The organism is Variovorax paradoxus (assembly GCF_000834655.1).
Taxonomy (GTDB): domain Bacteria; phylum Pseudomonadota; class Gammaproteobacteria; order Burkholderiales; family Burkholderiaceae_C; genus Variovorax; species Variovorax paradoxus_F.
In genome coordinates, this window is the sequence record NZ_JXQQ01000074.1 from 1 (window position 1) to 14115 (window position 14115).

General features: G+C 68.3%; 14 protein-coding genes. 5 read left to right on the top strand and 9 right to left on the bottom strand.

What is annotated here, in order from left to right; all coding sequences use genetic code 11:
- The 3 genes from RT97_RS25060 to RT97_RS25070 all read right to left on the bottom strand — a co-directional run.
- A partial coding sequence (locus tag RT97_RS25060) for a transporter substrate-binding protein (protein WP_155403882.1) occupies nt 1-540 on the bottom strand: 540 nt, incomplete at its 3' end.
- A gap of 413 nt (nt 541-953) precedes the next feature.
- Nucleotides 954-1445 (bottom strand): hypothetical protein, encoded by a 492-nt coding sequence (locus RT97_RS25065; RefSeq protein ID WP_042581561.1) that lies wholly within the window; start codon nt 1443-1445, stop codon nt 954-956.
- Between the two features lie 25 nt (nt 1446-1470).
- Nucleotides 1471-2379, bottom strand: coding sequence for a LysR family transcriptional regulator (locus tag RT97_RS25070; RefSeq protein ID WP_042581562.1), 909 nt, complete (start codon nt 2377-2379; stop codon nt 1471-1473).
- Nucleotides 2380-2474: 95 nt separating this feature from the next.
- Between RT97_RS25070 and RT97_RS25075 the strand changes: the two genes are divergently transcribed.
- A complete protein-coding gene (locus tag RT97_RS25075) occupies nt 2475-3470 on the top strand; it encodes an NAD-dependent epimerase/dehydratase family protein (protein ID WP_042581563.1) in 996 nt (331 codons plus the stop codon).
- A gap of 89 nt (nt 3471-3559) precedes the next feature.
- Here the strand turns inward: RT97_RS25075 and RT97_RS25080 are convergent, their stop codons facing one another.
- The 5 genes from RT97_RS25080 to RT97_RS25100 are packed head-to-tail and all read right to left on the bottom strand — an operon-like array spanning nt 3560 to nt 7403.
- The gene (locus RT97_RS25080; RefSeq protein WP_042581564.1) at nt 3560-4489 is read right to left on the bottom strand and encodes a glutaminase; all 930 of its coding nucleotides are present in this window, start codon (nt 4487-4489) and stop codon (nt 3560-3562) included.
- 8 nt (nt 4490-4497) lie between these two features.
- Nucleotides 4498-5406 carry a DMT family transporter gene (locus RT97_RS25085; protein ID WP_042581565.1) on the bottom strand — a complete coding sequence of 303 codons (909 nt, stop codon included), beginning with the start codon at nt 5404-5406 and terminating at the stop codon, nt 4498-4500.
- 19 nt (nt 5407-5425) lie between these two features.
- Complete coding sequence (locus tag RT97_RS25090; RefSeq protein ID WP_042581566.1) at nt 5426-5932, bottom strand: BON domain-containing protein; 507 nt, start codon at nt 5930-5932, stop codon at nt 5426-5428.
- On the bottom strand, nt 5932-6441 hold the full coding sequence (locus tag RT97_RS25095; RefSeq protein ID WP_042581567.1) for a flavin reductase family protein: 510 nt from the start codon (nt 6439-6441) through the stop codon (nt 5932-5934). The genes RT97_RS25090 and RT97_RS25095 overlap by 1 nt, the downstream gene beginning before the upstream one ends.
- 41 nt (nt 6442-6482) lie before the next feature.
- Complete coding sequence (locus RT97_RS25100; RefSeq protein ID WP_042581568.1) at nt 6483-7403, bottom strand: LysR family transcriptional regulator; 921 nt, start codon at nt 7401-7403, stop codon at nt 6483-6485.
- 107 nt (nt 7404-7510) lie between these two features.
- Here RT97_RS25100 and RT97_RS25105 point away from each other — a divergent pair, with 107 nt between their 5' ends.
- Nucleotides 7511-9484: an alkyl/aryl-sulfatase gene (locus RT97_RS25105; RefSeq protein ID WP_052810747.1), complete on the top strand. Its 1974-nt coding sequence runs from the start codon at nt 7511-7513 to the stop codon at nt 9482-9484.
- Nucleotides 9485-9491: 7 nt separating this feature from the next.
- On the opposite strand, the gene RT97_RS25110 is transcribed toward RT97_RS25105, so the two are convergent.
- Nucleotides 9492-10721 (bottom strand): nucleoside recognition domain-containing protein, encoded by a 1230-nt coding sequence (locus tag RT97_RS25110; protein WP_042581569.1) that lies wholly within the window; start codon nt 10719-10721, stop codon nt 9492-9494.
- A 69-nt stretch (nt 10722-10790) separates the two neighbouring features.
- On the opposite strand from RT97_RS25110, the gene RT97_RS25115 reads away from it, so the two are divergent.
- From RT97_RS25115 to RT97_RS25125, 3 genes are all read left to right on the top strand, one after another.
- Nucleotides 10791-12368, top strand: a complete 1578-nt coding sequence (locus tag RT97_RS25115; protein ID WP_042581570.1) for a phospholipase D family protein — start codon at nt 10791-10793, stop codon at nt 12366-12368.
- An 86-nt stretch (nt 12369-12454) separates the two neighbouring features.
- Complete coding sequence (locus RT97_RS25120; RefSeq protein ID WP_042581571.1) at nt 12455-13612, top strand: ABC transporter substrate-binding protein; 1158 nt, start codon at nt 12455-12457, stop codon at nt 13610-13612.
- A gap of 98 nt (nt 13613-13710) precedes the next feature.
- Nucleotides 13711-14076: a hypothetical protein gene (locus RT97_RS25125; RefSeq protein WP_042581572.1), complete on the top strand. Its 366-nt coding sequence runs from the start codon at nt 13711-13713 to the stop codon at nt 14074-14076.
- The last annotated feature ends 39 nt before the right edge of the window (nt 14077-14115 follow it).

Consider the following 14115-nt stretch of genomic DNA (forward strand, 5'->3'; position numbering starts at 1 on the left):
GTCCGAGCCCACGAGGAAGAAGCTCTTGCCCTTCTCGCGCGCCATCCACTCCACGGCCGCGATGACCGACTGCGTGGCTTCCTGCGAGGGATAGAACACGCGCTTGTCCTGCTCCTGGCCCTCGTAGTAGGTCGGGTAGAACAGGAGGCCCTTGGCCTGGTTGAGCACCGGCAGCAGCGCCTTGCGCGAGGCCGAGGTGTAGCAGCCGATGATGGCGGCGACCTTGTCGCGCTCCAGGAGCTTGCGCGCCTTCTCGGCGAAGACCGGGTTCTCGCTCGCCCCGTCTTCGACCACGGCCTCGATCTTCTTGCCCAGCACGCCGCCGGCGGCGTTGATCTCCTCGATGGCGAGCTTCTCGGCATCGACCAGCGAGGCCTCGGCGATGGCGATGGTGCCCGAGAGCGAATGCAGCAGGCCCAGCTTCACCGTCGTGCCTTCCTGCGCGGCGGCGAGGCCGGCCACGCCGCCCGCGGCGCCCAGCACGATCATCGAGCCGCCGGTCTTCACGAGCTGGCGGCGGTTGAGGGAAACGTTCGTCATGTCAAATTCCTTTGCCTTGGTTTTGTGCGAGTCATCAGAGGAACATCCGACCTTCGAAGCCGTGCGTTGGGTGTCTCCTCCCGCGGCGCGGCCCCTGCAAACGAGCGCTCGTCACCAGTGCTTTTTCTCGCGGCAAGGCTGCGCCCCCGGATGACGCGCATCCGTTTTGAAAAGGCTTCGTTGCGACCGAGAAAACAAAAAAGCCCGAACCGGTGGTGAAACCGATTCGGGCTTTGTTGCCCGACCCCTCGCTGGCAGCACTGGCAGCGGGCGTCGTATGAATGAAGGACTGGTAACGATTGCTCGTTGGGGCGGATTCTTCTCAACTCACCCCGCGGCGACCATACGTTCTTTCGCTGATTGGCGGATGCGCATCGCCTGTGGTATTCGCGCGCACACCGGCGCCGGGGCGGCTAGCGCGGGCGGGCGAAGTCCGCTTCGATCCAGGCGGTGGCGCTGCCCGAGGTGAGCTTGAAGGCCGGCGAGACGTTCACGCTCGCCAGCTCGCTGTCGTCTTCGTCGTCGTGTGCGCTCAGCGTGGCCGAGGGGTTGTCCTCGTCGGGCACGATGGCCAGCGACACGCGAACGCGCTGTCCGCCCCGCGCCGTCACGGTCACGCTCTTGTTGAGCGTGGCGTGCAGCTGCTGCTCGTGGCGGCGGATCACTTCGGCGGCCGTCTTCACCAGCGTGGAAAAGGCGGGGCCGTCGAGCGGCTTGGGGTTCTTCTTGTCGCGGCCCATGGTCCACGGGCCGACCAGCGCGGGCTCGGGGTCGCTGTGGCGGGTCATCTCGACGGCCCAGCCGTCGTCTTCCTCGTTCTTGATCACGCGGGCGGTCCAGAGGTCGTCGCGCCAGAGGCGGGGTTCCTGGAGGGGGAGGTTGTCTGTGTCGGTCGGTTCGGTCATTCGGAGGCTTGTGTTCGTGCGCGGCCTATTTTCCCCTGTGTGCGGGAGCGCCTATGTATTGCTGCAGCCCATCGACCAGTGCATCGAAGGCGGCGCGGCAGCGCGGGCTGTTGCGCAGGTCCTCGTGCATCGTGATCCAGGTCTCCAGCTTCATCGAGAAGCTGCGCGACATCAGGCGCACCAGCGCGGCGTCGCGCCGGGCGAGGCCGGCCTGGCAGATGCCGATGCCCGCACCGGCGCGGATGAGCGCCAGTTGCGCGAGGTCGCTGTCGGTGCGCAGCGAGAACGCGTCGCGGCCATAGCCCGGAAGCGCCTTGCCCGCGTTGCGCACGAACGCCGAGGGCTGGTCGTAGCCGATGACGGCGTGCGCCGCGAGGTCTTCCATCTTGCGCGGCGTGCCGTGGCGGGCCAGGTAGTCCTTGCGCGCGTGGAAACCCAGCTCGATCTGGCCGACGCGCCGCGCGACCAGCTGCTCCTGTTTCGGCCGCACCATGCGCACCGCGATGTCGGCTTCGCGGCGCAGCAGGTCCTGCACGCGGTTGGTCAGCACCAGCTCGACCTTCAGCGCCGGGTGTGCCTCGCGCAGCCGCGCGACGATGGGCGGCAGCACCTCGACGCCGATCACCTCGCTGGCGGAGATGCGCACGACGCCGCGCACGCCCTCGCCCTGGCTGGTCGCGGCGCGCTCCAGCGAGGCCGCGGTGCTTTCCATGGCTTCGGCGTGCGTCTGCAACGCGAGCGCGACTTCGGTGGGCAAAAGGCCCACCTGCGAGCGCGTGAACAGCACCACGCCGAGCGCCGATTCGAGCGCGGCGACATGGCGCCCCACCGTCGGCTGCGTGATGCCCAGCGCACGCGCCGCGCCGGAGAGCGAGCCCTCCCGAAGGACGCCGAGGAACGAGCGATAGAGCTCCCAGCCGATGTTCGAGGTCATGCACAAATGTATAGCTGCTGGCTCATGTTCGGCAATTCCAATGGAGCAACCATCGACCCAGAATCGAGCCATCGACAACGTTTCTGGAGCATTTCATGGCAAACGACAACACGGTCCTGGTTCTCGGCGCAACGGGCGGCATCGGCGGCGAAATGGCACAACAACTTCGCCGGGCAGGGTGGACGGTGCGGGCGCTCAGGCGCGGCATGGCGCAGCCGACGACACAGGAAGACGGCATCACCTGGCTGCGCGGCGACGCGATGGACAAGCAGGCCGTGATGGACGCCGCGAAGGGTTGCTCGGTCATCGTGCATGCGGTCAACCCGCCGGGCTATCGCAACTGGGCGCAACTGGTGCTGCCGATGCTCGACAACACCATCGCCGCCGCCACGGCAGAAGGCGCGACCGTCGTGCTGCCGGGGACGGTCTACAACTACGGCCCCGATGCCTTCTCCGAATCGATTGGCGAAGACGCGCCGCAGAACCCGGTCACCCGCAAGGGCGCGATCCGGGTCGAACTGGAGCGGCGCCTCGAAGCCGCCAGCCGCAACGGCGCCCGCGTGCTGATCGTGCGTGCCGGCGACTTCTTCGGCCCGAAGGCCGGCAACAACTGGTTCTCCCAGGGGCTGGTGAAGGCGGGGCTGCCGGTCAAGGCCGTGAGCTACCCGGGCCGCGCGAACACCGCGCATCAATGGTCCTACCTGCCGGACGTGGCCCGCACCATGGTCGCCTTGCTGGCACGGCGCGACAGGCTCGAGCCCTTTGCGCGTTTCCACATGGCAGGCCACCGCGACACCGACGGCACCCAGATGAGCAGCGCCATCCGCCGCGTGGTGGCGAGGCGCACGGGCATCACGCCGCGCGTGACAGCCTTCGCGTGGTGGCTGATGACGCTGGCCTCGCCCTTCGTCACCACCCTGCGGGAAATGCGCGAGATGCGCTACCTGTGGCAGACGCCGGTGCTGATGAGCAACGCGAAGTTGGTGGCCTTCCTCGGGCACGAGCCGCACACGCCGCTGGAAGAGGCGGTCGAGGCCTCGCTGGATGGCATGGGCTGCTTGGGCACGGCACCGGCGGCAGTGGCGGCCTGACCAGCCGTTCGGGCTGAGCTTGTCGAAGCCCGTGCGCGGCGCTTCGACAAGTTCAGCGTGACGGGTTTGCTTTTGGAACGCGGCTCGATTCAGAAGACCGAGAGCCCCGTGCGCGTCACGAACAGCTCCAGCGCCTTCATGCCCAGCAGCGAATTGCCGGTGGCGTCCAGTGCGGGCGACCAGACGCAGAGGGTGAGCTTGTCGGGCACGACCGCCACGATGCCGCCGCCCACGCCGCTCTTGCAGGGCAGGCCGATGGAGAACGCGACGTCGCCCGCGGCGTCGTAGGTGCCGCAGGTCAGCATCAGCGCGTTGATGCGCCTCGTTTGCCGCTCGCCGGTGATCTCGGGCCCGCCGTCGATCGGATGCGCGCCGTCGCGGCACAGGAAGGCCGCGGCGCGTGCGAGCTGGCGGCAGCTCATGCGCAATGCGCACTGGTGAAAGTAGGTGTCGAGCACCGTGCCGACGTCGTTGTCGATCTTGCCGAAGCTCTTCATGAAGTTCGCGAGCGCGACGTTGCGAAAGCCCGTGTCGGCCTCGGACCTGGCCACTTCTTCGTCGAACGCGATCGGCTCTCCGCACAGGCCGCTCATCAGCGAGAGGATGTCCGCCTTCGCGTTGCCGCCATTGACGGCCGCCTGGCTCACCAGCCGGTCGGCCACCGCGATTGCGCCTGCATTGATGAACGGATTGCGCGGCTTGCCCTGTTCGTTTTCGAGCTGCACGAGCGAGTTGAACGGATTGCCCGAGGGCTCGCGCCCGATGCGCTCCCATAGCGTATCGCCCATGCGCTGCATCGCGAGCGTCAGCGTGAAGAGCTTGGAGACGCTCTGGATCGAGAACGGCACCTCGCCGTCGCCCGCGAACGCTTCTTCGCCGCCGCAGGTGCGCAGCGCAATGCCGAACTGCCGCGCATCGACGCGCGCGAGCGCGGGGATGTAGCTGCCCACGGTGCCGGCCTGGCCGAGCTGTGGGCGCAGGGTGGCGACGATGTCGTCGAGGACCTGCTGGAAGTTCATGGCCGCGCTCATGCCGTGCGTTGCACCGCGGGGCGCCGGTTCACCAGCACGATGCCCAGCGCGACACCTGCGAGCGCCACCATCAGCTGCAGCGTCAGCGGCTCCTTGAGCAGCACCACGCCGAACACCAGCGCGAAGAGCGGCGTGAGAAAGGTGAAGGACGACATCTGCGTGGCCGGGTAGTGCCGCAGCAGCCACATCCAGGTGAGGTAGCTCGCGAACGCGCCGATCACGGTCTGCAGGCCGATCGAGGTCCAGGCCCAGGTGGAATACGAAAAACCCCAGGTCTCGCCCAGCGCGAGCGACAGCACCGGGCACACCGCCGCGGTCACCGCCACTTGGTAGAAGAGCGTCTTCTCCGCGCTGGCGGTGGCGAGCTTGGTGGTGCGCAGCGTGAGCGTGGTCAGGCCCCAGAGCATGCCGGCCGCGAGGCCCATCGCGTCGCCGATGAGCTGCGACGAGCTCATGTGGCCGAAGCCTTCGCTGAACGCGAGCACCACGCCAGAGAACGCGATGAAGAGCCCCAGCCACTGGAAACCGCGCAGGCGCTCCGCCGGCACCCAGCGCGGCAGCAGCAGCGAGACCCAGAACGGCGCGGTGTACAGGAACACGGTGAGCCGCGAGGCGCTGGTGTGCTGCAGGCCGAGGTAGATGCCGGCGAACTCGCCCGCGAAGAGCGCCCCGGCGAGCAGGCCCGGCCACAGCGTGCCGTCGCGGTTGAACAGCGGCACGCCGCGCGAGGCGCACCACAGCCACAGCAGCACGGTGGCGCCCACCATGCGGATCGAAGCCTGCCACATGGGCGGCACTTCGGTCACGGTCGTCTTGATGAGGATCTGCTGCAGGCCCCAGAACGCGCAGCACGCGATGAGAAGGCCGATGGCGAGGGAGTCGAGGTGGGTCTTGCGCTGGATCATTCGTGTCGTTGTCGTTGTTTCATCGGCCGGCCACCGGGTAGGGCGGCTTGCCTCGGGTGCCGGTCATCAGGTCGGGCACCACGGTCTCCACATCGGGCACCGCGCGCGCGGCGCGCTCGAGCCGCGCGGCCAATGCGGGCGTGGGCACGCAGCCTTGCAGGTACACCCAGCGGCGCTGGATGACGACCCACACGCTGCCGTTGCGCACGCCCGGCACGGCCATGAGCGCGGCGCGCACCTTGGGCGCGAGCGGCTTGTCGTAGCGGTAGGCGTTGCTGTCGGTGCACTTGCCGGCGAGCCAGCAGCTGGTGCCGCGCTCCAGCCGCGAGTGGGTCTGGGAGCGCCGTTCGTCGGAGGTATAGAACGGGCCCTCGGGTTTCGCGCAGGCCGCAAGGCCGCTGGACACCTGGAAGAACGGGTCGTCGAACCAGTTCTGCTTGGGCGCTCCGGTTGCCTCCTGCGCCTGCTGCGCCATCGCGGTCTGCGCGGCCAGCAGCAGCACGGGCGTGAGCGCAGCGGCCCGCATCACAAGGGGTGTTCCGTGTAGAAACGCCCGCCGTGGTACAGCAGCGGCGAGGCGCCTGCGTTGTGGGTGCAGCGCTCGACCTCGCCGACGAAGATCACGTGGTCGCCTTCGTCGTAGCGGCTGCGGTTGAAGCACTCGAAGCTCGCCGCCGCGCCCACCAGCACCGGCGCGCCGCCGATGCCCCGGGTGAATTCCACGTCGGCCCAGCGGTCGATGTTCTTGGTCGCGAAGCGCTCGGCCAGCGGTTTCTGGCTCGCGGCCAGGATGTTGATGGCGTAGTGCGAACCGGTGCTGAGGGCCGGCATCGAGCCCGCGGCGCGGGCCAGGCTCCACAGCACCAGCGGCGGCGTGAGCGAGACCGAATTGAAGGAATTGGCCGTGAGCCCGACCAGCGTGCCATCGGCCGCGCACGCAGTGACGATGGTCACGCCCGTGGCGAACATGCCGAGCGCTTCCCGGAACTCGTCGGGCGAAAAGGTGGGCGGCTGGGCCCGGCGGGGAGTGGTCACGAAAGAGGCTGGGCGGTGGTCGGCAGGAAGGCCATTTTGGCTCAGTGCCCGGCGGACCGCTTGAGCGGGCCCATCAACTCCGTCACGAGGCGGGTATAGACGGTGGCGGCGGCCGAGGGCGTGCGGCCCGCGAGCGTGACCAGGCTGTAGTGCGTCTGCATGCGGGCGAAGCCGGCGATCGGCAGGGGCACGAGGGCCTCCGTGTCGGTGTTCAGGGCGGGCGCGTGCGGCGCGAGGATCACCGCGTTGGCGGTGAGGGCAAGGTGGCGCAGGGTCCCCGCGTCGTCGCAGGTCACGTTGAACACCCCGCGGTCGTCGCGCCCGGCCGAAGGACCGTGGCGGTCGAAGTACGAAGCCACTTCGGCCGGCAGGTTGGGGCCGGCGAGCGGATAGGCCATGGCCTTCTCCAGCGTCACCTGCTTCAGGCGGCGCAGCGGGTGCTTGGGCTGCACGAAGAACGACACCGGCAGGTCGGGCAGGCGGGCGAGCTTCAGGCCGGGCTGCTTCTTCAGGTCGCGGGTGTCGGCGATGAAAAGGTCCAGCTGCCGCCGGTGCAGGCGCTCGCCGAGCGTGACGGTGTCGGCCACTTCCATGCGCATGAGCAGTTGCGGATGGCGCTGCGCCATCAGCGACAGCGCCATGCGCCCGAGCGTGCTGGCCGCGAAGGGGCCGAGCCCCACGGCGAGGCTGCCGGCAGCCAGGCCTTCGAGCTGCAGCACGTCGCGCTGGATCTGCTGCGCATCGGCAAGGAGTTCGCGAGCGCGCGCAAGCACCAGTTCTCCCGCCTGCGTGAAGCGCACGGTGCCGTAGGCCCGGTCGACCAGGCGGGCCTGCAGGTTGTCTTCGAGCGTGTCGATGCTGCGTGAGAGCGCGGGCTGCGACAGGTGCACGGCCTGCGCGGCGCGGCCGAAGCTGCCTTGCTCGGCAAGAGCGACGAGGTGCTGGAGCTGGCGCAGCTGCATTTTGCGTTTTCCGTAAAAAGGATCGGCACATTTTGCATTTGCCAATGCTTCGGTCGGTTCGGAAAATCGCGCCTCGTTCTTGCTCCACCGAAGACAAAGAGACACCGATGACCCCTTCCTCCTTTTCCGTGGCCCTGGTTGCGCTGGCCTGCGCGCTCTGCAGCGCACAGGCCCCGGCGCAGATCGCGCCCAAGCCGCCCGAGGCCGCCACGCTGAAAGCCAACGCCGACATGGCCAGGACGCTGCCCTTCGCCAACCGGCAGGACTTCGAGGATGCGATGCGCGGCTTCATCGGCACCGTGCCCGACGCGCTGGTGCCCGGCGCCGGCCCGCGCCCGGCGTGGAGCATGAAGCCCTACGACTTCCTGAAGGCCAGCGAGCCGGCCGACACGGTCAACCCGAGCCTGTGGCGGCAGGCACAGCTCAATGCGATCCACGGGCTCTTCCGGGTGACCGATCGCGTCTACCAGGTGCGCGGCTTCGACATCGCGAACATGACCATCGTCGAAGGCGACACCTCGCTGATCGTCATCGACCCGCTGCTCACCGCCGAGACGGCACGCGCCGCGCTGGCGCTGTACTACCAGCACCGGCCGAAGAAGCCCGTCGGCACCGTGATCTACACGCACGGCCATGCCGACCATTTCGGCGGCGTGAAGGGCGTGGCGAGCGAAGCCGACGTGGCGGCGGGCAAGGTGCAGGTGATCGCGCCGTCGGGCTTCATGGAAACCGCGGTGGCCGAGAACATCCTCGCGGGCAATGCGATGAGCCGGCGCTCGCAGTACCAGTTCGGCTCGCTGCTGCCGCCGGGCGCGCGCGGGCAGGTCGACACCGGCCTGGGCAAGGCGCTCGCGCGCGGCACCATCACGCTGATCGCGCCGACCTCGACCATCGACAAGGCGACCGAGGAGCGCACCATCGACGGCGTGCAGTTCGTCTTCCAGCTGGTGCCGGGCTCCGAGGCGCCGTCGGAAATGCTCATGTACCTGCCGCAGTTCCGCGTGCTGAACATGGCCGAGGACGTGACGCACACCATGCACAACCTCTACACGATCCGCGGTGCCGAGGTGCGCGACGGCAACCTGTGGGCGAAGTACATCGACCAGGCGCGCGTGGCCTTCGGTGACAGGACCGACGTGCTGATCGCCCAGCACCACTGGCCGACGACAGGCCAGGGCCGCATCGCCGACCTGCTGAAGAAGCAGCGCGACATGTACAAGTTCATCAACGACCAGTCGCTGCGCCTGCTCAACCAGGGCTACACCGCGGCCGACATCGCCGAGACGCTGCGCATGCCCGCGAGCCTGGCGCAGGAATGGTCCACGCGCGGCTACTACGGCACGCTGCGGCACAACGCCAAGGCGGTCTACCAGAAGTACCTGGGCTGGTACGACGCGAACCCGGCCAACCTGAATCCGCTCCCGCCGGTGGACTACGCCAGGAAGACCGTGGAATACATGGGCGGCGCCGATGCCGTGCTCGCGCGGGCGCGGGACGATTTCAGGAAGGGCGAGTACCGCTGGGTCGCCAGCGCGATGAGCCAGGTCGTCTACGCGGACCCCGCGAACCGCGCGGCGCGCGAACTCGGCGCCGATGCGCTCGAGCAGCTGGGCTACCAGTCGGAGGCCGGCACCTGGCGCAGCGCCTACCTGGTGGGCGCGATGGAGCTGCGGGGCGGCGTGCCGAAGATCCCGGGCGGCAGCAGCTCGAACGCCGACACGCTCAAGGCGGTGAGCAACGATCTCTTCTTCGACTTCCTGGGCGTGCGGCTCGATGCGGCCAAGGCCGAGGGCAAGACGATGGTGATCAACTGGAACTTCACCGATTCGAACCAGCAGTTCGTGCTGACGCTGGAGAACTCGGCGCTCACGCACATCGCCGGCCAGGAGGCACAGGCCGACGCCACGGTGACGCTGAGCCGCGCCACGCTCGACGCGGTCACGCTGAAGGAAACGAGCTTTCCCGCGGCGGTGCTCGCGGGCAAGGTGAAGATCGAGGGCAACCGCGCCAAGCTCGGCGAACTGATGTCGATGCTCGACACCTTCGAGCCGATGTTCCCCGTGGTGGAGCCGCGCAAGTGAGCGCGGTTCAGCCGAAGAACCAGTAACAGACCGCGATCGCCGCGACCACGCCCGCCAGCTCCGCGAGGAGCGCACAAGACACCGTGTGCCGCGTGCGCTGGATGCCCACCGCGCCGAAGTACACGGCCAGCACGTAGAAGGTGGTCTCGGTGCTGCCCTGGATGGTGGCGGCCACCAGGGCGGGGAAGCTGTCGACGCCCTGGCTCTTCATGGTCTCGATCAGCATCGCGCGCGCCGCGCTGCCCGAGAAGGGCTTGACCAGCGCGGTGGGCATGGCATCGACGAAGCGCGAATCCCAGCCGCCCGCGGTCACGAGCCAGCGCAGGCCGCCCAGAATGAAATCGAGCGCGCCCGAGGCCCGCAGCACGCCGACCGCGCAGAGCATGGCGACCAGGTAGGGCAGCAGGTTCTTCGCGATGTCGAAGCCCTCCTTGGCGCCCTCGATGAAGCATTCGTAGACCTTCACCCGCCGGATCGCACCGGCCGCCAGGAACACGATGATCACGCTGAAGAGCGCGAGGTTGCCCATCAGCGAGGAGAGCGAGGCGATCGCCGCCGCCGACAGCGTGCCCAGCAGCGCCATGAAGCCGCCCAGCACCAGCGCGCCCGGAATCAGGTAGGCCAGCACCACCGGGTCCCACAGCCGCAGGCGCTGCACCACGGCCACCGTGAGCAGCCCGACCAGCGTCGAGGCGCTCGTGGCCAGCAGGATCGGCAGGAACACCATCGTCGGGTCGGGCGCGCCCTGCTGCGCGCGGTACATGAAGATGGTGACGGGCAGAAGCGTCAGCGACGAGGCATTGAGTACGAGGAAAAGAATCTGCGCGTTGGTGGCGGTTACCGGGTCGGGGTTCAGACGCTGCAGTTCGCGCATGGCTTTGAGGCCGATGGGCGTGGCCGCGTTGTCCAGGCCCAGCGCATTGGCCGCGAAATTCATCGTGATGAGCCCGAGCGCGGGATGCCCCGCGGGCACGCCCGGCATGAGCCGCCGGAACAGCGGCCCGAGCAGCCGCGCGAGCCAGCCGACCAGCCCCGCCGCCTCGGCGATGCGCAGGAACCCGAGCCACAGCGTGAGCGTGCCGAAGAGCAGCACCATCACCTCGACCGCGAGCCGCGCCATGGCGAAGAGGCTTTCGACCAGCGCCGCGAACACGGTCGGATCGCCGCCGACGAGCCACCGCACGAGCGCCGCGAGCGCCGCCATCCCGAAGAAACCCAGCCACAAGCCGTTGAGCACGCTTTTTTTCCTTTTTGCCGGCGCGATCATAGGCTCCGTGCCCGCGCGCCCCGCGCTACAGTTCGGCCCATGCGTGCTTTCATCGTCCGCGGTTTCACCGCCCTGTTGGGGGCGCTTGCGGCTGCATGGCTGACCGGTTGCGTCAGCCTGCCGCCGCCGGAGCCGCGCGCGCCGGCCACGGCCTTCACCGACGTGGCGCAGACCGAACTCGGGCAGCTCGCGACCAAGGGCGTGCCGGGCGACTCCAACGCGCTCTCGGGCTTCCGGCTCCTGCCTGAGGCGGCCTTCGCGTTCGATGCGCGCATTTCGCTCGCGCGCCACGCCGAGAAGTCGCTCGACGTGCAGTACTACCTGATCCAGAAGGACGACGTGGGCCTCCTGTTCCTGAAGGAGCTGCGCGAGGCCGCGGCGCGGGGCGTGCGGGTGCGCCTCCTGGTGGACGACCTCTACACGGCCGGCGAGGACGAGGTGTTCAGCACCTTCTCGGCCTTTCCGAACGTGGAGGTGCGGCTCTTCAACCCGCTGCCTTCGCGCGCCGACTCGCTGACCACGCGGCTCCTGTTCTCGCTGACCGATTTCGGCCGCATCAACCACCGCATGCACAACAAGCTGCTGATCGCGGACAACAGCTTCGCGGTCTCGGGCGGGCGCAACATCGGCAACGAATACTTCATGCGCAGCACGGCCGCGAACTTCATCGACATGGACGTGATCTCCAGCGGGCCGATCGTGCGGCAGATGTCCGACGGGTTCGATCGTTACTGGAACAGTTCGCACGCCTGGCCCATCGAGCGCATCGCGCCGCTGCGCACGACGCCCGAGGCAGGGCAGCGGCGATTCGACGAAATCGTGCGCACGGCCGTGCCCGACGTGCCGATCCGCCCGCGCGACGTGCTGAACAAGTCGCCCGTCGGCGAGCAACTCATCACCGGCAAGCTGGACCGCTACTGGGCGCCCGGCACACTGTTCGTGGACGACCCCGAGAAGATCACGCGCAAGGCCGACGAGGCCTACGCGGGCAGCGTGACCGAAGGCGCGCTGAGCGTCATCAACTCGGCACGGCGCGAGGTCAAGATCGGCTCGCCGTATTTCATTCCGGGCACGCGGGGCATGGCGATGATGAAGAAGGCCATCGAAAGCGGCGGCCGCATCACCGTGATCACCAATTCGCTGGGCGCCACCGACGAGCCGCTGGCCTATGCGGGCTACGAGCGCTACCGCGCCGACATGCTGAAGATCGGCGTGACCATCTACGAGATCGCGCCCATGCTCACCGGGCGCTCGGGCCAGTTCGGGGATTTCGGCAAGTCGATCAGCCGGCTGCACGCCAAGCTGGCGGTGGTCGACGACGAACGCTTCTTCGTCGGCTCGATGAACCTGGACCACCGCTCGGCCGCGGTCAACACCGAAATGGGCCTGGTGATCGACAGCCCCGAACTCGTGGGCGACTACAACAAGCTCATGAACGGCCAGCGCATCAACCTGGGCTACCGGCTGCGCCTGGGGCCCGATGGCCGCCGCGTGCAGTGGCTCGAGTACGACGACGCCGGCGGCGACATCGTCCACGAGGACGAACCGGGCGAATTTCTCTGGCTGCGTTTCAAGAACTGGCTGCTCCTGCCCATCGTGGGCGAAGAACTGCTGTAGCCGGCTGTCATCTCCGGAGCGGCGACGTGCGTTACATTTCTGTTTGAAATGTGTGCTTTTGTCACCGAATTCTGGAGACCCTGACCATGACCGTTCCCGAGCAGCGCGTGTTCCTCGCGCCGCCCACCACCAGCCGTCGCCGTGTGCTGACCGGTCTGGCCGCCACCGCCGCCGCGGGCCTGGGCATGCCGACCTTCGCGCAGGGCAAGCCGATCCGCATCGGGACGACCTTCGACAACAGCAGCGTCGAGAAGGCCAACGGCCAGGGGCTGTTCCAGGGTTCCAGCGCGTTCTTCAACGCGCTGAACAAGGCGGGCGGCCTCAACGGCACCAAGGTCGAGCTGGTCATGGCAGACGACACCTTCAAGCCAGAGGTGGCCAAGGCCAACGCGCTGGCCTTCGAGAAAGACAGCTCGGTGCTCGCGCTGTTGCACCCGCTGGGCACCCGCCAGACCTCCGAGGTGATGGACGCTGTGCCCGGCATGGCCGTGGTCGGCCCGATCACCGGCACCGTCGCGCTGCGCAAGAAGACCGCGCCCAACACCTTCTGGGTGCGCGTGAACTACGACCAGGAAGTCGAGAAGCTGGTGACCACGGCGGCCGTGCTGGGCCAGAGCCGCATCGGCCTCGTGCATTCGAACGATCCGCTGGGCCAGTCGGTGCTGGCGGCCTTCAAGGCCGCACTTGCCAAGGCCAAGCTGGAGCCGGCCGTCATTGCGACCACGCCCAACACCACCAGCATGGAAGTCGGCCCTGCGGCCGAGGCCATCGCCAAGGCCAAGCCGCAGGTCGTGATCATCGGCCTGGCCGGCACGGCGCCGGTCTTCATGAAGGCGTTGCGCGATGCGGGCGGCAACAGCTCGGCGTACGGGCTCTCGATCACCGCCAGCGCGCTGGCCGCGATGGGCGATCTCGCACGGGGCCTGGGCTTCGTGATCGTGGTGCCCTCGCCGTACTCGACCAAGTTCGAGATCGTGCGCCGCTACCAGGCCGACATGGTGGCCAACGGCACCAAGGATTTCTCGCTCACGAGCCTGGAGGGCTACATCAACGCCGCCGTGCTCGCCGAGGGGCTGCGCCGTGCGGGTGGTTCACCCACGCGCGCCTCGGTGATGGCGGGCCTGGCCAGCATCGAAAGCTTCGACCTGGGCGGGCTGAAGATCAACTACGGTCGCACGAACCGCGAAGGCGGGCACTTCGTGGACGTGGCCGTGATCGGCAGCCGCGGGCAGATGCTCAGCTGATCCGGGTTCGTACCGCGAGCCGTGGCCCGCGGTAGCGTTCGCCGGTACTGCGGCGGGCGCCGACTCCCTTCGAGGAGGCGCGACCTTACAGTGCGCGCATGGTCCTCGACTTCTGCATTTCCTTCGGCCTGGCCGCCCCCGTGGTGCTGAGCTTCGTCCTCTACCAGGTCGTCCACCGGGCGGTGGCGCAAGGGCGCATGGGTCCGCTGGCTGCGAGCCTGGCCTACGGCCTGTGCGTGGCGGCGCTGCCGCTGGCCGTGTGGTGGGGCGTCCATGCGCTCGCGGAGTTCTACATCGTCGGCGAAGGCCGCTCGTTCTTGAAGTCGGTACTGCAGATCGGGCTGGCTTTCCTCATGTACGCGTACCTGTGCATCTCGTGGGGCCTGAGCTTCGTGGCGGCGTGCCTGGCCGCATGGCGGTTCTCGGGCTGTGCGAAGCGGTTGAAGCAGGAGGCCGCGGCCTGAGAAGGTGTGAATGAATTGGGCGGGCTGCTCGGGCGCGCC